This window comes from Bacillus sp. BHET2, from assembly GCF_005938125.1.
Lineage (GTDB): Bacteria > Bacillota > Bacilli > Bacillales > Bacillaceae_B > Rossellomorea.
Genome location: NZ_VCQN01000004.1, coordinates 21,154 through 44,547, shown reverse-complemented (window position 1 = coordinate 44,547; position 23,394 = coordinate 21,154). Strand labels below are relative to the sequence as shown.

General features: G+C 41.9%; 15 protein-coding genes and 2 riboswitches. Of the genes, 2 read left to right on the top strand and 13 right to left on the bottom strand.

What is annotated here, in order from left to right; translation table 11 throughout:
• Positions 1-16: 16 nt before the first annotated feature.
• Both FGG79_RS15390 and FGG79_RS15385 read right to left on the bottom strand, forming a co-directional pair.
• Entirely contained in the window at positions 17-5,266 is a 5,250-nt protein-coding gene (locus FGG79_RS15390) for a 5'-nucleotidase C-terminal domain-containing protein (protein WP_240794317.1), read from the bottom strand.
• A 424-nt stretch (positions 5,267-5,690) separates the two neighbouring features.
• The gene (locus FGG79_RS15385) at positions 5,691-6,128 is read right to left on the bottom strand and encodes a VanZ family protein (RefSeq protein WP_171050969.1); all 438 of its coding nucleotides are present in this window, start codon (positions 6,126-6,128) and stop codon (positions 5,691-5,693) included.
• 234 nt (positions 6,129-6,362) lie between these two features.
• On the opposite strand from FGG79_RS15385, the gene FGG79_RS22295 reads away from it, so the two are divergent.
• On the top strand, positions 6,363-7,520 hold the full coding sequence (locus tag FGG79_RS22295) for an SEC-C metal-binding domain-containing protein (RefSeq protein ID WP_276607968.1): 1,158 nt from the start codon (positions 6,363-6,365) through the stop codon (positions 7,518-7,520).
• Between the two features lie 105 nt (positions 7,521-7,625).
• Here FGG79_RS22295 and FGG79_RS15375 read toward each other — a convergent pair whose 3' ends face one another.
• The 8 genes from FGG79_RS15375 to FGG79_RS15340 form a co-directional block, all read right to left on the bottom strand.
• The gene (locus tag FGG79_RS15375) at positions 7,626-8,441 is read right to left on the bottom strand and encodes a MetQ/NlpA family ABC transporter substrate-binding protein (RefSeq protein ID WP_481747289.1); all 816 of its coding nucleotides are present in this window, start codon (positions 8,439-8,441) and stop codon (positions 7,626-7,628) included.
• A 21-nt stretch (positions 8,442-8,462) separates the two neighbouring features.
• Positions 8,463-9,128 carry a methionine ABC transporter permease gene (locus FGG79_RS15370; protein WP_138779909.1) on the bottom strand — a complete coding sequence of 222 codons (666 nt, stop codon included), beginning with the start codon at positions 9,126-9,128 and terminating at the stop codon, positions 8,463-8,465.
• Positions 9,118-10,131, bottom strand: coding sequence for a methionine ABC transporter ATP-binding protein (locus FGG79_RS15365; RefSeq protein WP_138779907.1), 1,014 nt, complete (start codon positions 10,129-10,131; stop codon positions 9,118-9,120). The genes FGG79_RS15370 and FGG79_RS15365 overlap by 11 nt, the downstream gene beginning before the upstream one ends.
• Positions 10,132-10,202: 71 nt before the next feature.
• Positions 10,203-10,308, bottom strand: a riboswitch (SAM riboswitch).
• A gap of 306 nt (positions 10,309-10,614) precedes the next feature.
• Entirely contained in the window at positions 10,615-10,833 is a 219-nt protein-coding gene (locus FGG79_RS15360) for a DUF2922 domain-containing protein (RefSeq protein WP_138779905.1), read from the bottom strand.
• A 41-nt stretch (positions 10,834-10,874) separates the two neighbouring features.
• On the bottom strand, positions 10,875-11,093 hold the full coding sequence (locus FGG79_RS15355; RefSeq protein WP_138779903.1) for a DUF1659 domain-containing protein: 219 nt from the start codon (positions 11,091-11,093) through the stop codon (positions 10,875-10,877).
• A 99-nt stretch (positions 11,094-11,192) separates the two neighbouring features.
• Positions 11,193-13,751 carry a YhgE/Pip domain-containing protein gene (locus FGG79_RS15350; RefSeq protein ID WP_138779901.1) on the bottom strand — a complete coding sequence of 853 codons (2,559 nt, stop codon included), beginning with the start codon at positions 13,749-13,751 and terminating at the stop codon, positions 11,193-11,195.
• A gap of 72 nt (positions 13,752-13,823) precedes the next feature.
• Positions 13,824-14,396, bottom strand: a complete 573-nt coding sequence (locus FGG79_RS15345; protein WP_138779899.1) for a TetR/AcrR family transcriptional regulator — start codon at positions 14,394-14,396, stop codon at positions 13,824-13,826.
• A gap of 150 nt (positions 14,397-14,546) precedes the next feature.
• Positions 14,547-15,926 (bottom strand): Glu/Leu/Phe/Val family dehydrogenase, encoded by a 1,380-nt coding sequence (locus tag FGG79_RS15340; protein ID WP_138779897.1) that lies wholly within the window; start codon positions 15,924-15,926, stop codon positions 14,547-14,549.
• 412 nt (positions 15,927-16,338) lie between these two features.
• Here FGG79_RS15340 and FGG79_RS15335 point away from each other — a divergent pair, with 412 nt between their 5' ends.
• Positions 16,339-18,744 carry a putative bifunctional diguanylate cyclase/phosphodiesterase gene (locus FGG79_RS15335; RefSeq protein ID WP_138779895.1) on the top strand — a complete coding sequence of 802 codons (2,406 nt, stop codon included), beginning with the start codon at positions 16,339-16,341 and terminating at the stop codon, positions 18,742-18,744.
• Between the two features lie 80 nt (positions 18,745-18,824).
• Here the strand turns inward: FGG79_RS15335 and FGG79_RS15330 are convergent, their stop codons facing one another.
• The 3 genes from FGG79_RS15330 to FGG79_RS15320 all read right to left on the bottom strand — a co-directional run bounded on the left by FGG79_RS15330 (position 18,825) and on the right by FGG79_RS15320 (position 23,348).
• Complete coding sequence (locus FGG79_RS15330; RefSeq protein ID WP_138779893.1) at positions 18,825-19,949, bottom strand: sensor histidine kinase; 1,125 nt, start codon at positions 19,947-19,949, stop codon at positions 18,825-18,827.
• A 475-nt stretch (positions 19,950-20,424) separates the two neighbouring features.
• A riboswitch (cyclic di-GMP riboswitch) is annotated at positions 20,425-20,510 on the bottom strand.
• Between the two features lie 436 nt (positions 20,511-20,946).
• A complete protein-coding gene (locus FGG79_RS15325) occupies positions 20,947-21,972 on the bottom strand; it encodes a MupG family TIM beta-alpha barrel fold protein (RefSeq protein WP_138779891.1) in 1,026 nt (341 codons plus the stop codon).
• A complete protein-coding gene (locus tag FGG79_RS15320) occupies positions 21,969-23,348 on the bottom strand; it encodes a PTS transporter subunit EIIC (RefSeq protein WP_138780537.1) in 1,380 nt (459 codons plus the stop codon). Before FGG79_RS15320 ends, FGG79_RS15325 begins: the two co-directional genes overlap by 4 nt.
• Positions 23,349-23,394: the final 46 nt, after the last annotated feature.

Sequence of the window (23,394 nt, the reverse complement as noted above, 5' to 3'; positions counted from 1 at the left end):
TTCTAATACCTCAATATTACGGTCTTCCACATACCCCAAATAACGTACAAAACCAATTTTTCAACTTCTTAATAAAGTCAAAGAAGTCATCTTGCCAATCTCCATCATCAGAATCATCCTGTTGTGCCTCTTGAATGATTCTTCCTTCTACTTTTGGAGAAACATTTTTATGTTTAGCTAAGTAGTCAGTGAATACTTCGTAGTCCACCTGGAACAATTCTGTCATACGCCCATCATCTTTAGCTGTTTTAAACATGGAATAACCATCTCCACCATTAGCTGTAAATGCATTTGTTGCTACAGTGTACTTCTTCTCAGTATTAATTTCTTTAAATCCTTTGTCTGTTTTCACCTCTACAGACCAAACTCTTTCTCCAATAGGTTTGTTGATGTCGTATTTGTACTTAATTCCGGATACCTGTAAGAAACGGCCCTCTCCGGTTTCAATTCCGCTTACGCTGTGCTCAAGAGCGTCCATAAGCTCTTGTCCAGTTAAATCAAGGGTTACTAGATTATTTCCAAATGGCATCGTCGTTAATACTTCACCCAATGTAATTTTCCCTTTATCAATGGATGCACGGATTCCGCCACCATTTTGAAGACCAATATGGGTTTTAATTGATTGATTTGCTTTTTCTACCATGGCATCTGCAATTAAATTTCCTAGATTCGTTTCTTTTGTACGAACATCTGCCCGTTCACCATTTAAGGCTACTTTCGTTTTTCCTACAACTTCATTTTGGATTTCTTCCAGAGGAGCCTTGAATTCATTTACTTTCGCAAGTGCATCCGCATCCTCCTCGTATGATTGTAGGTCAAGCACTTCACCTTCGTGACTTGTGATGACACCTTCAGCATCGAAGGTAACATCTAACAATCCAAGAAGGTTTAAATACTCGCCAGCTTGAACGATAAGAGTCGGTTCTTCTTTACCGATGACTACCGGCTCTTCTAAAACTGTGTGGGAGTGCCCTCCAACGATTACGTCGATCCCATCAACCGCTTCTGCAAGCTCCAGGTCATGAGAATAGCCTAAATGAGAAAGGGCGATGATTTTATTGACGCCTTCTTTTTCAAGCATGTCTATTGTTTCCGTTGCTTTTTTAGCAGCATCCTCGAATACAACGTTTTCTTCAGGATTTGAAAGAAATTCAGTTTCCGGCGTTGTCAATCCGAAGATCCCTACTTTTTCTCCGTCTACTTCTTTAATAATAGCAGGATAGATGTTTCCACCTTCACCTGGAGTCCCCACTTCTTTCTTCTTCAATGGTTCCAAGTCTCCATCACCTGTCACTTGAACATTTGAAGAAACCATCGGGAAGTTCATTTCTTTAATAAAGTTTGCTAATGTTTTCGAGTCTTTATCGAATTCATGGTTTCCAAGAGTCATAGCATCATAGTCTAGTTCATTCATGAACCATAAGTCTGCAAGACCTGAATATTGACGGAAGTAAAGGGTTCCTGAGAACACATCCCCAGCATCCAATAATAATGTATTGTCTTTCTCCTCACGAACTTCCTTTACAGCTGTAAACAGACGTGGATATCCTTCCACATGAGCGTGAGTATCGTTCGTGTGCATAATCGATAAATTGAAATCTGTATTCTCTTCTGGTGCTGCCTCTTGAATAATGCGTCCTTCCACTTCCGGAGAAACTGGATTGTGCTTTTCAAGATAAGAAGTGAATACTTCAAAGTCGGCTACAAACAATTCCGTTTGGCGTCCTTCTTCTTTAGCATTTTTGAACATCGTATAGCCATCTCCACCATTTGCAGTAAATGCGTTGGTGGCAACTGAGTACATTTTATCCGAATCGATTTTTTCAAATCCATTACTTGTCTTCACTTCTACAAACCATACTCGTTCTCCGGCTGGCTTGTTTACGTCGTATTTGTACTTGATTCCTGATACTTGTAGAAATTCTCCTGGTGCGTCTTGTCCTTCTACTCTTGATACACTGTGTTCAAGAGCATCTACAATTTCCTGACCAGTTAAATCAAGTGTGACAAGCTGATTCCCGAATGGCATTGTCGTTAACACTTCTCCAAGAGTGATTTCACCGGGGTCGATTGACGCACGAATTCCACCACCATTTTGAAGACCGATATATGTTTCAACGGACTCATTGGCCCTTGCCACCATTCCATCAGCAATTAAATTACCTAAGTTTGTTTCTTTTCTTCGGGCATCGGCACGCTCGCCGTTCAGTGCCACTTCTGAGTTGCCGACCACTTCACTCTTCAACTCTTCAAGAGGTGCCTTGAATTCTTCTACTTTTGCAAGAGCATCCGCATCTTCTTCATAAGCTTTAAGGTCAAGCACTTCACCTGAGTGTTTCGTAATGACACCGTCAGCATTGAATGAGACATCTAGCAAACCAAGTAAGTTTAAATACTCACCAGCTTGCACGATCACTGTCGGTTCTTCTTTTTCAATCACAACAGGTTCTTCCAGTACGGTATGAGAGTGACCACCTACGATCACGTCAATACCATCTACCGCTTCTGCTAATTCTAAGTCTTGTGCATATCCCAGATGAGAAAGAGCTATGATTTTATTAACTCCCTCATTTTTCAGCATTCCAATCGTCGAGGCCGCTTTTGAAGCAGGATTCTCAAATTCAACATTTTCTCCTGGATTTGAAATGAATGCTGTATCAGGAGTCGTTAATCCGAAGATTCCTACTTTTTCGCCGTCCACTTCTTTTATCATGGCAGGATAGATGTTTCCACCTTCACCAGGAGTACCGATTTCATTTTTCACAATCGGCTCTAAATCTGCATCACCCGAAACCGATACATTCGACGACACCATTGGGAAATTCATTTCTTTAATAAAGTTTGCTAATGTTTTAGAATCTTTATCAAATTCATGGTTTCCAAGAGTCATGGCATCAAAACCAAGTTCATTCATGAACGAAAGATCTGCCAGACCTTTATATTGTCGGAAGTACAGTGTTCCAGAGAATACATCCCCAGCGTCTAATAATAAAGCATTTTCCTTTTCGGCACGAACCTTGTTTACAGCTGTGAACAGTCGTGGATACCCTTCAACATGGGCATGCGTATCGTTCGTATGCATGATGGAAAGGTCAAACTCATCATTGCTTTTAGCCGACAAGTCAAATTGGCCAATATAAGCATCATGGTCGCTCGCTCGTCCATGTTCTTCCATGTAAGGAGAATTAAAGTTGACGATATCATATTCTGCACCTGCAGCAAGACGATTGGAAACTAGCATATGATCCAATACCTGTGCATTCCCTTGGTACGTATACGTGTATCGTTCATTCTCAGGAAGTGTTTCAACAAGATTCGTTAACTCTTCTCCCTTCAGCTTTTGTAAAGGAGCTGAGAATTCAAAGTCGTTTAAGTCTCCCATCACGACTACATTGGCATCTTCATTCTTATTTTGGATATCAGATACGAATGAATTCACAATTTCTGCGATTTGAAGACGTTGATCTTCACTACCCAATACAGGTGGTTGGTTTTTTCCGAATACCGGTTGGTCTCCACCTTTAGAGTTAAAGTGATTATTTACAACGATAACGTCTTCGCCTTTAAAGTTGAATTGCGCTGCTAAAGGCTTGCGGCTGTCATCAAATGCAGCGTTCATCGGATCGATTCTTCCCGGATTCAACGTCAAGGAGCCATTGTCATATGCTACCGCTGTCGTTGCGTCGCCTTTAGTTCCTTCTGCCAAAGACACTCGGTCTGGATTATATAGGAATCCAACACGGATATTCCCTCCAGGTACTCCGCCGTCTTCTTTATCCTGAGGAGCAATTTCCGTCCATGAATAAGTTGGCCCACCGAAACTAGCAATGGCATCACTTAATGCTTTGTAGTTAGCATCAGCCTTCACAACTCCATCATCGGTGGTGCCACTTTCGTCCAATACTTCTACTAACCCGATGATGTCAGGAGATTTTAAATTCTCCATCATGGATTTAGCAAGCTTATCTCGCTTAGCTGTATCAGATGCTGCGAAGTTTTCAATATTGTAGCCTGCTACGGTTAATTTATCATCCGCTTTTTCAATCGTTGTCACTTCCGGAGTGAATTCACGCTCCGTTAATTCCGGAAGACTATCTTCATTAACAAGGATTTTAAAATTACTAAAGCTGTAACTTACTACTCCCGTCACTGTGCCATTAAACTGGTCACCCGTTTTTGTAACAAAATCACGGTTATCTAATAGTAGAAACATTCTTTCAGGGTTTTGGTTTTCTTGTGTTAATAGCGGTGCACCTTCTTTTGTGTACGCTTTCCCATCTACTTGCCCAGTGATGACTGGTACTTCCCCATACTTCTGAGGACCTGTAACGGTAGGATTTTCAAGAGATACTCTCATACCCTCCAGGCTTTCGTAAAAATCGATTCCATCCTGCTCAGGATCAAATTCACCAAATTGATCGTTATCGACTACTTCTGTGGGAGGATTCTCATCTTCTCCCATCACTTGTGCTGCCGGAAGATCATTATTATTAGAAGCAACAATCACATTCCCATACTGTGCGTTGAGTTCAGTCATCGCAAGGTCTGTTTGTAGTTTCTCGTCATATCCATCTAATACCCATTCTTTCACCTGACCATCCACTGTTACTTTATCCCCAAGCTTCACTCCATGAGCTGGCTTATAGACAAGTATAGCTTCAGATGTCTTATCATTGTCATCCGGTTGGGCATCTTGCATGTAGAAATTACTCGCATCCACCACGTGGGTGACGATCCCTTCTACACCTTTTACTTTTTCTGTATTGTAGGGTGATGCATGTGCTTCACCTTGAATATCGTGGATCCGCAAGCCTTCGATGCCTTCATATGGTGTTGGCTCATCTGGAGCTTCACCTTCAAAAGACATTGCTGTAGGAGATTTTAATCCTGGAACTGAGTAGTATTGTTCCAGACTTCCAGTAATAATGACTTTTTTCCCAATTATGTCTGGGTTGGTTAGTAGCCCAAAGTCTGGACGGAAAGCAGATGGCAGTTGAACGGGAAGAACCTTAGAAGGATCCGTCTCATCTGCACTGTCTGCAATGGCCAAATTTGTATCTGCTGTAAAGGGAGCTTCAAAATCATAACTGTTGGTACTTTTGGTTTGAGCTACAATATACCCCGTAACTGTTCCTGTACCCGTATTGTTATCAATTGCTTCCTGTACCGTTAAATAATCTGATGCAGAAGCCATTGAACTCATTGGAACAATATAGCTTACAAGCATTGCTAAAATCGTTGTGATAATAAACAACTGTTTTTTCATTAACTTCAACCTGATTCCTCCTCAAATTGTTGTTCCACCTGTGAAATAAGCCTAAATATCTATATTCCCTCTTATTTCAAGAACCTTACCAATAGTCCTTTATGGCACCAAAACTTTCTAGAGTAGTGAAAGCGCTTACTTTTGTATATGTTATATCCCCTTGGAAAGTCATGATCCGTGCCAAAAATACGTAGATTTACAATATAAATAGATTAAAATCTACCTATTTCCAAACACCCCCAATATTCGATTACACCTAGTACATATTCTGTAGAATATTGTAACTAAAGTACTCTTTAAATATATCACTTTTTTGTCGAAGATTAAGGAATTATAAAAAAATTTACAAAAATGAGACAATAGATTCATGTTTTGTTAAAAAATAGATTCGGGACTCACATTTCATCCGGCCTTATCAAAATTTCTAACGAACTTTATTTGGCTGTAAAGTAGATTTGGGACTTACTCTCCAGTGTAAAATACGGTAAACAACAAAAAACATAAGGATTCCTGCAGTGTCATAACCCACATCTAATAAACAACCAGTTCTCGAAAAAAATAGCTGAGCACTTTCTGTGAAGAGAGCGTATGAAACTGAGCAGAAAAATATCATATATTGGTTTCTCAAAACCAATATAAATGAATAAGCCAACCAAAAAAAACAAAAAGCGTGACCTACTTTTTGCTTTATATAGCTTGGGTTGCTAAATGGATAATCTGTAAAATTTATAAATGATTTCAATTCAGGGTCTCCTGTCCATTGGAACGTCAAAGCTTGATGTTCGACAAATTCATGCAGACTTTCTGTGCAGGTTAGACAAAACAAAATCCCCATATATATCACAACCACTATTTTATTCAACACAATCCCTCCTAGGTCATCATTCTTGCCCATACTGAGTGGGATTATAGGTCACCTTCTTATTTTCCGACAGGTCATTTTCAACAATTTCTCACAATTAAGCAGTTCAAATCCATAGTTTCCAATAGAGTGGGATATTCCTCTACTGGAAATCTTCTTTGAAGATCTGCGCCCTTCCCTTTTTCCACACCAGCCATTACACTGAAGGAAAATATAATGCTAGAGGATGATTAAATGAACCGTTTTGTTGAAAGAATCGAACCGTATTTCTTGAGTGAGGATCCGTTTGTACAGAGGTATGCCATTGAGATGCTGGAAGGCTCCTATTTGGTTGAAGGAGATACCTTTATGACTGCTTTGAAAGCCGTCGACCGTGGCCAAGTATCGGAATACTCTTCTCCTGTACTTCCATACTTGATGTACATGCCACTGAATGAGAACGGGATGAAAGAAGTATTAAACCGGTTGAAGAGCCTGGGCAAAAAGGATACCGATCGACTATTCTATACTCAATTAGTAGCCAATGCCGATACAGAATTATTGATTGCATACAGAAACGAAGTAGAACGATTTGTGGACCAGGAGCAACTGAAAGAAATCGTGAAGCTTCCTACTTTGACGGTTAAGGAACTATTCAAGGAACTGGGGGACATAATGGCTTACTTGGATACCCATGAATATAACCAAGTTTATTATGACCATGGGAAGAGAATCATCCAGCAGTTAGTAAAGAAAGACGGCACTGGAGAAAGTCCGGAAATACAGATTGAGACAAATAAACTCAATAGTTTCAAAGGAATATACACTGTTTATATGGCTGGCGAAGTCCGTGAAGCAAGTGTGGTATCTGAGTTAGTTAACCTTTTCAAAGACGAAGAAAAAGAAGATCTGGTACTGGAGGAAGTAGCCAATGCACTGGTGAAAATAGGGACTGCCGAGGTCGTACGTGAAGTTGAAAAAGTAGCACTGTACGGCAACACCTATTTCTATACACTCGACGTACTTGGAAGAATAAAAACGGATGAAGCGGAAAAAGCACTCTTAACTTTATTTAATCAAACAGATGACATAACCGCTAAAACACTGATCTCAGATTATTTATGTCAGCAGTTATCAACAGATGCAATTCCAAAGATCTCAGCATTTCTAGAAGAAGGCTATGATGAAGGAATGCTTTGTCTGGAAGAATCCCTATACGTAAACTGCATCATGAACGACATTGCTCATCCAAAACTCCCTGAGTGGAAACGTCTCATCGAAGAAATAGAACTCCAATCAATGGATGAGCAACCATTTCTCGTTTCACAACCCGTCCAAAACGGGGAAAAAGTGGGACGTAACGACCCATGTCCATGCGGAAGCGGTAAAAAACACAAAAAGTGCTGCCTATAAAGAGTGAGGGACGGACCTCCGCATTTTCATGCGGAAGCCCGTCCCTATCACATTTTTATCTTCAGTTACTACTAATTTTGAGGTCCGTCCCTCTGATTCGTCTCTCTATTTCATCCACTCCGGCTTACCAAATCCTTTGAATTCTTGGTCGATGGTTTTTTCGAAATTGTCTGCTTGGACGACGGCTTTGATGTCTTTCGCGAGTTGTGAGTCAACGTCTTTTGTGTTGACGACAACTCGGTTACGATATTGATCAGGCATGTTTTCCAGTTGCAGCGCATCAAGCAAGTCCATATCCGCAGCGAGTGCATAGTTCCCTGGAACGGCTGATAGGTCAACACTATCTACTGCTCTTGGAAGCTGAGCCGCTTCGATTGGTTTGAACTGCAGGTTTTTCACGTTTTCCGCAATGTCTTTTTCTGATACTGTCAATGGATCTGTGTCTGGTTTTAACGTGATCAGTTTCGCATCTTCTAAAATTTGAAATGCCCGTGCGGCGTTAGTCGGATCATTCGGAATCGCGATGGCACTTCCTTCTTTGATGTCTTTAATCGAATCAAACTTCTGCGAGTAGATCCCCATTGGTGCAGTTGGAACAACAATCACTTCGGATAAATCCATGTTATGCTGCTTCGCGAATGTATCCATGTAGATTTTATGCTGGAACAGGTTCGCGTCCAAATCACCCTGTGCAAGTGCGTTATTTGGCTGGATATAATCACTGAATTCCTTCACTTCTACCGTGTATCCTTTTTCTTCTAAGCCTGGCTTAATCGCTTTCGTCACCATATCACTGTACGGACCGGATGTTGCCCCTATCGTTACTTCTTTTTTATCTTCCGAGCTTGCCTCATTTCCTCCACAAGCTGCCAATACGCTCATTGTTACCGCTAATGCTACGAATAAAGTCCACTTTTTCACTATTTATTCCTCCTAAAATCGTTATCGTTTATCCACTAATCGTGCAAACACATCACCTGTATATTGGATGAGCTGAACGAAACAAATTAAAATGACGACGGTCGTGACCATCACCGTGTTGTCATATCGGTAGTACCCGAACCGTATCGCCAAGTCCCCGACTCCGCCTCCGCCGACGATGCCGGCCATGGCGGAATAAGCGACTAAACTGATCGTTGTAATCGTGATTGCCTGTATGACTGCCGGACGCGCTTCCGGTAACAGTACATCCTTGATGATCATCCATGGACTCGCCCCCACTGATACCGACGCTTCGATGACCCCTTTGTCGATTTCCCTCAAAGACGTTTCAATCATTCTTGCAAAAAAAGGAATGCCCGCGACTGAAAGAGAGACTGATGCTGCTGTCGGTCCAATCGTGGTCCCGGTTAAAAGCTTTGTCAATGGTAAGAGTGCTACGAGTAAAATAATGAATGGCACTGAGCGGACCATGTTCACCACAAATCCCACTATCTTTTTAATCAAACCGTTTTGTAAAAACAGTCCTTTATCCGTCACAAATAATAGAATCCCCAACGGCATTCCCACTACGATGGCTACGGCAAGGGAAATGCCCACCATATACACCGTTTCAAAAAAAGCTTTATTCAATTCTGGTAATATCGTAATCAATGAATCAGGCAGCATCCTCTAGCACCTCCAAGCTTTGCGTCTTCGCCGTGATATATTGAATTGCTGCTTCGATTTCGTCAGGAGACCCGATTAGCTCCATGATGAAAATGCCCAAGGGAACGTCTTGAATGTATTCAATCTTCCCGTGAAGGATATTCCCTCGAACTTTGTATCTCTGGAACACCTCAGAAACAACACTTTCCTCTGCGATTGACCCTTTAAATTGAATTTTGATGAGCTTTCCTTTTCTCGATTCTACGAGATGAGGTGGTAACTCAAACTGAAGGATTGTTTCAATGAATTGCTTCGTTAAAGGCTGCTTCGGTTCTGCGAACAAATCATACACCGGCCCTTCTTCAACGATTTTCCCGTCCTGCATCACGGCCATCCGGTCACAGATTTCTTTGACCACTTCCATCTCATGGGTGATGAGGACGATTGTCAAACCAAGCTCTTTATTGATTTTTTTCAATAGCTTCAAGATTGATTTTGTTGTATTTGGATCGAGCGCTGACGTGGCTTCATCGCATAATAATACGGATGGGTCGTTCGCAAGGGCCCTTGCAATCCCGACTCGCTGCTTTTGACCACCGCTAAGCTGGGCCGGATATGCGTCCGCTTTATCTGAAAGTCCTACCATCTCAAGGAGCTCGACGACTCTTGGCTTGACTTTCACTTTCGGTACACTAGCCGCTTTCAGGGCAAAAGCCAGATTGTCGAACACCGTTTTCGATTTAATCAGGTGGAAATGTTGAAAGATCATGCTTGTTTTCTGACGGGCGAGTCTTAATTGTTTGGATGTGAGCTTCGTGAAATCCTGCCCATCAATGATAATCTCACCTGAGGTCGGTGTTTCCAGTAGATTCAGGCAGCGGATGAGGGAACTCTTACCCGCTCCACTATATCCAACAATTCCAAAGATCTCTCCCTTTTTGATGCTGACAGATACATTGTCTACACCAACCACCGTTTGCTTTTTTGATTTATACGTTTTCACCAGATTCCGAATCTCGATCAATGCACACACCCCTTTTTTGTCCAATGAAAAAATGCCTCTTTCAACTGAAAGAAGCATCGCCTGTTTATCTCGACTTATCTTTCAGAATGAAATCATTCTGCAGGAATTAGCACCGTTCCAATACTGGAGGTTGCTGGACGTCATAGGGCCTGATCCCTCGGTCACTCTGGATAATTGAAAGTATGTAATTTTCTAAATTTTTATCTTATAAAGGATAATACTGGGTATAGGAAGGGAAGTCAATAGAGGATTTCGCTGATTTTTTATGTAAGCGCTGTCTTAATTAATATACCGGGGATGATTATTTTTAGAGAGGATGTGGTTTTTTCGAATATAACGCTGGATTTGAAAATAAATAGGTGAAACTTGAAAATAAAATCGGGTTTTTGAAAACAAATGGGTCCGTTTTGAAAATAAAATCCTAATCGATTGAATCAATGCAAAGAAAGTGTCCCCCTTCCACAGAGGAACACTTTCCATTTCTTACATCACATCATAATCTGTCACATTGCGCTCAACTACGCGGGCTCCTTCCACACTTACAAATGCTCCGTTCGAACTTCCGAACACATTGGTGGCAATCAGATTGTCCATCGCTGCCTTCACTGCTACTGTGTCAATCGGATCGATCGGGTCATTGATTGATAGCTTTGCTGATTTCCCTGTTTCAGTTTTGAATTCCAGTTCTAACACTTTTGCCATGTTTCATTCCCTCCTTTCCGGTAAGATCCGTCAATCATAAATTATTCATTAATGTCAAAGCTCTGCAGCTTTTCTACGTTGGATAATCCTTTTGAAGAAAGACTTTCTAGTGATAACGCTGCGCTGTTCACTTCATCAGCTGTCGCCAGTGGGTTGATGTAACTATACGATTTGTACGCAAACTTTGGTTTCCCTTTCTCATCCAATCCGTCATTGTACGCAAGTCGTATTCTCGTCGATTTCAGATCCGCTGTTGCCATGTGCCTCACCTCCTTTCACCTTTTATATAGGAAAAAGAGAGCAGGAGGGACACCTGTAAAATAAAAAAACTCGAAGGGAATCACCTCCGAGTTTTTCGTTTATGCTTCTATTTCACGATATTGTTTCTGGCGCAGACTGCGGAACCTGAATGTGAGATAAAGAATCGTTCCTCCAGTTGCGATGAATAAGAACAGGAGCGTGAACAAGACATTATGCCACATGAACGCATAATCCCCTGTAGATATAATCGCTCTGAAAGCAGATATCGTATAGGTCATTGGCAAAAAGTTAGTGAAATGCTGCAACGGTTCCGGTACCAATTCGATTGGGTATGTCCCTGCACTGCTCGTCAGCTGCAAGATCAGGATCATAATACCAAGGAATCGACCCGGGTTATCAAGAGTGGTGACCAGGAATTGAACGATTGATAAGAATGTCCAGCTCGCCAGTATACTCATCATGATAAAGAGCGGAATGCTCGTTACTTCCAGCCCAAGTCCCAGCAGTAAAATCGTATCTGCTAGTAGAGCTTGGAACACTCCTGCAAACATAAGGACGCCAAATTTCCCTAAGAACCAGCCAAAACCGCTGCTTGGTTTCACAGCAGGTTCACGTAGAGGGAAGACAATAGAGATCACAAGTGCTCCGACGAACAAACTCAACGATAAGAAATAAGGCGTAAACCCTGTTCCATAGTTTGGTACGTCATGGATCGGCTCGTCGGTTAGTGTCACCGGTTTTGCAAACATATCGTAAATATCCTCATTGGCATTCACGTCGTTGGCATCTTTTGCACCATCTGCAAGCTCCGTTTCAAGCTCTGATGATCCGTCCGTTAGTTTATACAGACCATCAGTTAAATCGATTGAACCATCCGTTAACCTTCCAAGACCGGATGATAGGTCATTCGATCCTTTGGAAAGTTCCCCAAGTCCGTTGTAGAGTTTATCCGAACCTGCATAAAGGCCGCCAATTCCATTAACAAGCTTATCTGAACCTGACGATAAACGGCTTGTTCCGTCAGCAAGGTCCGAGGACCCGTTCGCAAGCTTTGCTGAACCTTCCTCCAAGGCCGTTGTTCCGTCATCCAGCTTACCTAGCCCTGTCGTTAACGCGGAACTTCCATTTTCAAGTTCCTGTAATCCCTGTTTCGCTGTTGAAAGTTTATTTCCAAATGTGGTTAGACCGGCGACAAGCCTATCTTGGCCAGCCATTAGCAGATCCGATCCATTTGCAAGCGTCGCTTGACCTTTTGTAACTTCATTAAACCCGTCCATCAGGTTTGTCTGACCTTGGTTCACTTTCTTGGCCCCTGATGATAAGTCTTGAGATTTTTGAGCTAGTAAAGATGCATTTTCTGAAATCTGTGCCAGTCCTCCGCTCACTTCCTGACTACCGTCAGTCAGATCAGTAAGAGAAGCCATTAATGATTTCAACCTTTCTTTTTGATCTGGATCCTGCTCTTGTTGAATCAATGCATCGAGATTGGCGGTTGCATCCATAAGTCCGCCACTGACATCATCAGATCCTTTTTTGGTCTCGGCTGCTCCACTTTGAAAATCGGTTGCTTTCCCAGAAAGCTCTTGAGCCCCAGCCGCTACTTCCTGTGACCCTTCAGTCAATGTAGGAAGCTTATCGTTCATTTCCTGTAATCCCGACAATGACTGGTGAAGACCGTTTGAAAGATCTTTCGCACCCTGTTGGGATTTCTCGGCCCCGCCAAGAAGCTCTTGATTTCCGTCCTGCATTTGACTAACGGCTGTATCAAAGGATTGGAGTCCATCAGCTATTCTCTTAGAGCCTGAGTAGGCAGTATCCACACCTGTTGAGAAAGCGACAGACTTTCCTGCTAGTGCCTGTAGTTTTTCTTTTAATTCCTGAGCGCCACTATTTACACTGCTAATTCCACTGCTCAAGTCTTCCGCACCCTGCTGTACAGAACCGACACCTTCACCGAGCTTATTAGCACCAGCTTGGGCATCCCCTAGTCCATCAGCGAGTTTACCTGCTCCTTCATGTGCTGAATCGATCCCGTCATGAAGCTCATCGGATCCATTCGTTGCATCACCAAGCTTCTCATTCAATTTTCCGGCGCCGTCACTCGCTTCGTTTAATCCATCAGCGACGTCCTTGATTTGATCATACATAGATTCGGCATACGTCTTGGTTACAGCTCCTGAAACCTCTTCTTTGATCTTTTCAATAGCAGAATCTCCTATTTTAGAAGATAAATAGTTTGATCCTTCATCAGCCGTATAAATCAATTCCAATTTCTCAGGATGAACATTCTCGAGGGTGGTGGCATTCTGAGAGAAATCTTCCGGAATCTCGATCTTTAAATAGTAGTCTTGATTTTCAAGTCCCCGATCGGCTTTCTTGTCATCAACGAATCGCCAATCAAATGTATCGTTTTCTTTCAAGTCATCTACGAAGTCCTGACCGATTGTCAGTTCCTCTCCATTGAAATCGGCTCCCTTGTCATTGTTGACGACAGCTACAGGAAGCTGATCTACCTGTCCGTAGGGATCCCAGAATGCCCATAGAAATGTCCCGCTATAAAGTACGGGTATAAACAAGACCCCTAAGACGGCAATCAATAACGCCTTGTTCGTGAAAATGTTTCGGAATTCACCTTTCAGTGAAGTTAGTGCTTTCATCGTATCTACTCCTTAGAATATATGACTATCTTAACCAACCGGTCAAAACTGTTCAAAAAAAGAAAGGACCATCTACTTAGATAATCCATTTAATAAATAATCTTTCATGATCGTTGCAATTTTCTCAGACGATAACGACTTGTGCTTTCGTTCCCAATCAGATAACAGAGCAATATACACCTTCAATAAGATAAATGAAATGATCTCTGGATCACATGCTTTGATCTGTCCATTTTCCATTGCACGGTTAATCTTATTCCTCACGTACCCAATTAATTCGTCTTCTATATGATTCAGCATTTCCTGAACAGCCAAAGTGCCGATCTCCTTTTCTTCTTGTATCAACTTCAGCATCAACTGATGATCGGTCCTGTAGTCCAATAACGTCACCAATGCTAGATGGACATTATCATAAAAGGAATTTTCAGGCTTTATAACAAGCTCAGCTGAATCTTTCATTTCTCTTACCATAGAATAAACAATCTCCTGAAAGAGTTCATCCTTATTCTTAAAGAATGTATAGATCGTCCCTTTCCCTACATTCGCAACCTTTGCCACTTGATCCATCGTAGTCGCCTTATAACCAAACAGAGAAAACGATTTCGTCGCCGCTTCAATAATCAACTTCCTGCGATCAATAGCCATCCAAAACCATACCTCCTGACCAAATGAGTGTTTCGTTCAATCATACTAACCACCACTATAACATGTCCCACATCAGCTTTCAAAATAAACGAGGGACGGACCTTTATTCCTAGTACCAGCTCCTAGGAATAAAGGTCCGTCCCTCAAAAATTAATAAAGTTTTCCTTGTCGATATAGGACCGTCGATAGTTTCATGACGGAGTGGATGTAGCAGTTTTGGCGGAGTGGGAATGGGTCGCCAAAGAATAGGGGCAGCACGGTGTCCATGGTGGCTTTCATCTTGTCAAAGAGGAGCTTGAATACTTCTTCCTCTGTGTAGAATTGGGTTTCCCGTCCTTGCAGCCATTCGAAGTAGGAGACGATGACACCACCGGCATTGGCCAGGATATCCGGGATGATGATGACCCCTTTTTCACTTAAGTACGTATCCGCCTCTGTTGTGACCGGTGCATTCGCTCCTTCTACGATAATACGCGCTTTCACCTTTTCCACGTTATTCTTGTGCACCTGATCCTCTAGTGCCGCTAACATAAGAACATCTACATCCAGGAAGAGTACCTCATCACGGGCACGGATTTCAGCTTTTACTCCAAGCTCACCCAGCTGCCCTTCCTCAGTCGGCAGATCTCCTTTATTATTCATCGTGAACTCCACTAAAGAAGGAATATCAAGTCCGTCTGAATTGTACAACGTCACATTCCGGTCACTCACTGCTACCACTTTATTCTGTAAATGGGTGGACTGATGGGCTTCAAGTGCTGCGACAGAGCCTACATTACCAAACCCCTGTACAGCAATCGTTAACGGCCGGTCTTCATAGTCCAAGGCCGTTTTGGCAAAAATATTATCCGTCTTCGTGAGCAGGCTTTTCTGTTCCCTAACGAAATCATGAACCAGGTAGCGGAATGTATAGAATACCCCTTTACCCGTCGCTTCCCTTCTACCAAGGGAACCTCCATTCACGACACTCTTTCCTGTGAAACTCCCTCGATAAGGCGTCCCCGGACGAATGCTCTTGTACTCTGCCATCATCCAGTCCATTTCCCGTTCACCCGACCCCATGTCCGGTGCCGGAATGTCCTTATCCGGTCCGAGGATATCACTGAAGTACTGCACGTACTTCCTCGAAATCAGGTGAAGTTCCTTTTCAGAGTAATTCCGGGGGTTCAGGATGATTCCACCTTTCCCTCCACCAAACGGGACATCATGAAGGGCGTTCTTCAGCGTCATTAAGGACGCCAGGTTCTCAACCTCCTCCTCACTCACCATTTCATGAAAACGAATACCGCCCTTGTAGGGACCAAGGGCATTATTATGCTGAACACGGAAAGCCGGAATACGGACCACCTTCTCATCCCCCAGCGGAATCCTCAAATACGACTTATGTACATGATTCGGCGTCGACAGAATCGACGTCAAGGATGTGAACGCTTTCTTTCTTGTCTCACCTTTCACATCTGGTAAAAATGACTGATCTTCTAATAGTGCATCTAATGATCTTTGGACAATATCTCTCGTTTGGCTGATCAAATTGGGTCCCTCCTATAAATAGTAAGAAAATATTGGTATATAGTATAGGGTTACCCTTTTAGTCGTGGTTAAAAACGACTATTAGAAATGAATTTGTTTCTTGCACCCTTTTAAAAAAAACAATAAATAAAATCAACTGCTGATCTGTGTGCTCTAAGCTGCTCTATTTCATTTTTCTTAAGTGGGAAAAATATATTTGAATTCGCAGGAGTAGAGCACAAATATACTATTTTGCTAGGAAGAATATTACACTAAGAACTTTAATATGAAACGAATTATAACTTCCATTATTTAGCCAAACAGGGGACTATATTAGTCGTAAAACCTAAATAAGACAATCACCCTATAAAAACAGGAAATTTTGTCGGGAAATGATATAATAAAGCTAATAGGTAATTAGACGGGGGTATAAATGGCTATTTATTTGATGGTCTCTATCAATCTACTAATGAGTATCACATTATCGGCTGCATGCAGTTATCTGGCGCTGAGGCAGGCCATTAAAAAGATCGGTAACAGTTTGAGCAAAATAGAGCTCTTGCTCTCTTCATTCACTTATACCGTTTTTTATTGCTTGCTCCATGCTTCAGTCACCTTAATGGTTTCATATGATATCTTTGTCCAGCGTTTTATGTATTTTGCGCCGGTGTTTTTCGTGATTGGTTTTGTCAGTATTTCTTTATCCCTTCAGCTTTTTCAGAATGTAAATACAGATAAGATTAACTTTCTAAGAGGAGGGTTCATATTCTCGCTTATTATGACGGTAGGTAATTTCGCCACTTATGTTGGATTGATTTATCCTTTCGTCACGTTTAAACCCATGTACATTTCGTTGACGATCCTGATGACCTTAGGAGTGACTTTCCCCTTTTTCAGGATGCTCCTACAACTTAATAATCAGGAGATTGCTTCATATAAAAGAAAGCAGCACATATTTTGGAGCATTGTGATGGGATTCGGATTTTCCGGTGTCACTTATTTATCCGCTTACTCCCTTCTTTCACCTGTTAAATATGGGGCGTCCTTATCCCTCGTTGAAAATAATCATCTTATTCCGTTCATTATCGAAATGGCGATATTGCTTATTCTCTGGTTTATTCCAGACCAACTGGCTAATGATTTGCACAAGAAGCAGATGAAGAAAATCTATAAGAAGGAACAGGAATATAAATCTTTATACGAGAATAACCTGTCTGCCATCTTCACCTATAACCGGGATGCGATCATCGTGGAAGCAAATGAACGGGCGGCTGAAATGACCGGGTACCCGGTAGACAAGATTATAGGTAAGGGATTTCTTACCTATGTCATGGAGAAAGATCTCGAACAAATGCAGTCTGCCTTCCATCAATCCTTAAGAGGGAATGCCATGAAATTTGAAATGGAATTTCCCCATCGTAATGGGCACATCATGTCCATTCAGGTTATTGTTGTACCAATCTATCTTGAGGGTGAAGTGACAGGTGCACACGTACTGGCGTCAGATATAACCGATGCCGTGAAAGACAAGGAGAAAATACAGTATCTCGCGTATCACGATGAATTGACCGGATTACCAAACAGACGGTATTTTAATGAGGCTTTCGAAAAAAAGGTCGAAGATAAGCATGAACAGATGGCCATCCTGCTTCTCGACCTCAACCGTTTTAAGATCGTCAACGATACACTGGGGCATGGATACGGGGATGAACTGATCTCCCAAGTTGGGAAAAGATGCGTGAATGTTCTAGGCGAAAAAGGATTGATCGCTCGAATGAGTGGAGATGAATTTATCGTATTGCTTCCTTCTATCAAAGGTAGGAGTGACATACATAAGATGGCTACAGCAATTCATACCTGTCTGGAAACGCCTTTTGACATTGGGGGACATGACATTATGACATCGACTTCCATTGGGATCTCACTTTATCCTCATGATGGGCATGATCTTTCCACCCTCTTAAAGAAGGCAGACATCGCCATGTACACGATGAAAAAAAGCGAGGGAGCGTATCAACTCCTGTTTTCGGATCAGCTGGAAGAGAAGGGAATCAATCCTATTGAACTGGAGGAAAACTTGCGAAATGCGCTTATTAATGATGAATTTGAGTTATACTATCAGCCCCAGCTTTCCTTGACCACAAACGAAATCGTCGGTGTTGAGGCCTTGATCAGGTGGAACCACCCAATAAAGGGTTTAATCCCACCAGCCGATTTTATTCCTTTAGCCGAAGAGACAGGTTTAATCATTCCTCTTGGACGGCACATTTTAAATGATGCATGTAAACAACTCAAAAGTTGGCTAATAAATGGTTATGAGTTCAAGGTGTCGATCAATGTCTCCTCCAGACAATTCCATGATGCAATGTTTGTCGACGTGGTAAGGGAGGTACTGGATACCCACATGATTCCTCCTTCACTAATCGAACTTGAAATCACGGAAAGTACCGCAATGCACCATGTGGAAGAAGCCCTGACAAAAATGAACGCACTCCGAGAAATCGGTGTTTCCATTGCGATCGATGACTTCGGTATTGAATACAGTTCGCTAAGCTACCTGCAAAAATTCTCAATTCAGACGTTAAAGATCGACCGAAGCTTCATTATGGGATTGGATGAAAATGAATCTAATAAAGCGATAGTGGCCGCTATTCACGCCATGGCCAAGCATTTACAATTGGTGATTGTAGCGGAAGGCGTCGAGACTGAATCTCAATTGAACTGGCTTAGAGACCTCCAGTGTGAGTATGCACAAGGGTACTACTTCAGTAAGCCTTTCCCCCCTGATACACTGATTGATTATATCAATCAGAGAATAACAGCTGAAGTGACAGAGTGAATTCATGGAATGGTTTACTGATACACTCAAGAGTAAAAAGGTTCCGATAACAGTGTTATCGGAACCTTTTTACTCTGTTTCTATTCAACTACCACATTCGACTCCACTGGGATTCCGATCGTAAACGTCGTCCATTCATCAGTCGACTGACACCGAATCTCCCCTCCATGCTTTTCAATCAATTTCTTACAAATATAAAGACCAATCCCAGTTCCAAGATCCTTTGTCGTGTAGAAAGGTTCAAAGATAGCTTCGATGGTTTCTTCCTTGATGAGGGGACCATTGTTGGAAATTTGCAGGTTAGTCCTACTTTCCTTCACTTCGCATGAAACGTGGATTTGCCTATGTCCTTCCACTTCTTGCAGAGCATCAATCGAGTTCATGATAAGGTTTAGGAACACTTGTCTTAGTTCATCAGAATTCCCCATTACCCTGATGTCCGTTTCACACGTGAAATCAATTGTGACATCTCCATCCAGAAGGCTCGGATATAAGAACTCAATCGTTTCTTCCAAGTGATTGGACAGGATGATTTCCTCTCGAATACTCTCGATTATATCTTTCCTTGATACATGAAGGAATTGTGAAATCCGATAATTCAATTGCTCCAGCTCATGTTGCATGATATCAAGATATGGAAGATCTGGGTAGTCGTTTTGTAAGAGTTTGGTAAACCCAATAATTGAGGTTAGGGGATTCCTGAATTCATGTACGAAGCTTGAACTCATCTGACCAAGGATCGTTAGTCGTTCTTTATGCGTTTGGTCAATATAAAGCTCTTTTTCCTGGAGGTGTTGTTCTTTTATTTCCGTATATTTTCTAACAGCTAAGTAGGAGAAACGATCAAATAAAGCATTGATTTCTTCAATGATAGGCTGTAAATCACGAAGTTCAATCCCAGAATTATTGACCCATTTAATAATAATGCTCTTCCCTATATTCACATTGTAAACAAACTCACTTATATTCACACTAGCATTGACCCTCTCCAACGCTGTTTTATGAGCAAGAAAAGTGATTTCCTCCTCACTTAAAGGCTTTTCTACAGCACGCTTTACCAATTGGAACATCTTCAGTCCATTTTTCAACACTTCTTCTTTGTAAAGGTCTTGATCTGAAATAACAATATTCTTGCGCCAGTTATGCAGAAATTCATCTGAATGATCCTCCAGATATTGTATGAGCATAGTGGAAGCACTAGTCATTGAATGCCCGCCCCTTCATTCCAGTTATTATCTAAATATTCATTGATATTATCATAACAGAAATAAAGGATTAGGATAGTAGTCATTTGTAGGGAAAACACTAAATCTAGTTAAAAGAAATGTACCTTTAACTTCACCCGGCATTTTGATTCTCATTGTCCTTTTCTTTAATTTATATTAATAATGCCCTCGAGATCAAAGATTAAATACTTCTGATGTCAGTTACAGAGGAATGCTCAAGTAGAGGATTACTGGGAAAATATATGCTTCCTTTACTACTTTCAATTTTCTCTCTGAATGGATGAATGCTATAAATAATCCACCAAGGTTTGTTGTAATGCTCCTAAAATGAAATTTAATTCAAAAAAGAGAATATGATTGAAGTGTGGAACATAATCAGGCAATGAAGCAAATGAAAGATGTTGTGGTACCGAAGGGGAAGATAGGAGAATAGTAAATGAAAAATAATTGCGTACACGGTAACTGGCTGGCACCGTCATGTAGACTGAAGCCCCTATAGCTTTGCGTCACCATTTTTCAATGGGTTTGCCTTTATCGTACGCGTTTAGAAGTATTTATTATACTGGTTTTAGAAAATACGTTTCCTTGGTTTTTGGAAGACTTTCATAAAGAAGCTATTTTCTTCTGATCTAAAAATCTTTATTCCTACTATCTTTAACGGTGTCCAGATTTCTTTCATATAATAACCCGGCATTTGAATCCCCCTTAAAATTATTAAATTTATCTACTAACAGAAAATACTTATATTTACATTATAGAATAAATATCAGAATAATCTATCTTTTAGGACTAAATACTTATCGACAAATTTCTCAATTAAGGTTGATATCTTTATTATAACGAACAATAGGTGACGTTCATTTAAACGATTTTAATTGTACATTGTTCTTTAATAAATATTAATTTCTGATTTCACTCCCCCTCTAGTAAGATTTGATCCTACTATGATTGTTATTCAAATAAAGAGGAACTTCAATTACTGAAGTTCCTCTTTCCTACATATCGATATCCTTTGACCAGGTTGGAATAACTCTATAAGACTAAGGTGTTCTGTACAAATTCTGCCCACTACGTTCACAGCAGGGTTTCTCTCTAGATTTTGTCGTACAATTTGTAGTTCTCCTTTATATCTTCCGTACAGGTCATTGTCCTGGGTAATAGTACCTTTTTTTCTCTCCACGCTATTGATAGGCGGCACATCGCTATCAGTTCTTGTACCCAGCATTCGAAGCACATCTCTACCCGAATCCGGTCTGAGTTGATACTCGCCTTCGATTTCAGCATTTCCTTCGTAGGTCAGCTCAATCATCTTTTTTTGATCAAAGCGTACCAGTTTCAGAAGTAAATCCTTAGAACAACCTGGATCTCCAACGAAAACTCCCAACACACCCCACCTTTTCAATTGAACCGCACTGACATAAGGACTTTGATCTCGATGATCTTCCAAAGTAGGCAGTCCCAGGTTTAAAGGTCCCCGCTTGTTTTCTTCACCCGGTATAAACGCATAAACAGGAATACCCAACACATCAAAAATGGCTTGCTTCTCCAGAAAATAATCCTTATCCAATCCTGTTTCCGGCTTTGGATAAAAATTATGCCAGGCAATGATGTTCTCTGTTGCCAGCCCGCTCTTAATCCAATGCTGAAGTTCTTTTTCCCCAACGGTACTCGCATTGATGGCAATTTGAAAGTGATGGGACAATTCCAACATATCATCCGTTGAAAATCCATCATCCAGCCTCAAGGAGGTGACGCCCAATTCTTTCAGGTCTTCAAAATGATTCAGCCCCAGCATGACAGGCGTACACTTCGATACATCGGCGAACACTTCAAATCCCTCCCTTTTAAAAAGAGATAGTAGCCCCCTTACACGTTCAGGACTCTCACCTAATTCTTCAGGAATATGAAGCGATGTAAACGCAAGCTTGATGCCTGCTAAAGAAGCCCGAATAATGCTCTCCTCCGCTCCTTCATCAGACAAATAGACGGATATGCCGATCATTCAAACTCACTCGCCATCTCGTCCTTAAATCCAAACAGGTAGGTCAAGGCAAACCCTGCTGCATACGCAATCAATAGTCCAAGAGTATAATAGAGAATTTCACCTGCGTTCACCAGGAAAATCAGCGGTAAGCCAGATACACCGATGGCGAACGTTGCAACATCGAAGTAGGCTTGGAATGCCCCACCGAATCCGGCACCTAGACATGCGGTCAGGAATGGTCTTCCTAACGGCAGGGTCACACCGAAGATCAATGGCTCACCAATTCCGAGCATCCCGGCTGGAAGTGCTCCGCCAATTGCTCTCTTTAACTTTTTCTTCTTCGTTTTCATAAAGATGGCAAAAGCCGCTCCAACCTGACCTGCTCCACCCATCGCAAGGATTGGAAGAAGCGGATCGTCGCCAATCGTGTTGATCAGCTCTAAATGAACAGGAGTCAAGCCTTGATGCAAGCCCGTAACAACAAGAGGTAGGAAGGTCGCTCCGAGAACGAAACCGGCAACGATTCCACCCATATCAATCAGTGAAAGAAGACCGTTTGTAATGATATCTGAAATGAATCCACCTACCGGCATAAACACGGTGTACGTTAATAAACCCGTTACCAGTAACGCAATCGTTGGGGTCACAATGATATCGATTGCTTGAGGAACCACCTTGCGCACATTCTTTTCAACAAAAGCAATGAAAATCGCAGCAATCAAGACCCCGATTAATCCACCACGGCCTGGAAGCAGATTTTCCCCAAACAGCGTCACGTCCCCAATCGCCGGGTTGATGATCAAAATACCGGCCACGCCACCAAGAGCCGCTGAGCCGCCGAATTCCTTCGCCGCATTCATCCCGACAAGAATACCGAGATAGCCGAATAGTCCACTACCTATAATCGACAGCATCATCACAAGCTGGGATTCCCCATTTAACCAACCAGCCTGTACAAAGAACTTCGTGAATCCTGTAATCAATCCTGACGCAATCAAAGCAGGAATAAGTGGAATGAATATATTCGCGACACGTCTTAGAAGCAACTTGAATGGTGTGGCATTCTTTTTCTTCAAATCGGCCTTTTGCTCTGCCGCACGAGCCTTCAAATCAAAGTCACCTGAACCTGCAGAAACAAGCTTACCGAATTCCTCCGTAACCTTATTGACTTTCCCCGGTCCCAAAATCACCTGGTACGTTTCATCCTCCACAAACCCCAATACCCCTTCGGTCTTCTTTATGTCCGCTTTCTGCAAAAGATCCTCATCGTATACTTTCACTCTCAGTCTCGTCATACAGTTTTCATAGCTTGCAATATTGCCAGCACCGCCAAACATCTCTACAAGTACTCCAGCCAATTCCTGATTCGTCACATTCACCTTCCCCTTTCTCATTGCCGTCTCCATTTATTTTCACAAGCAGATCAAGTCTCCCTTATCA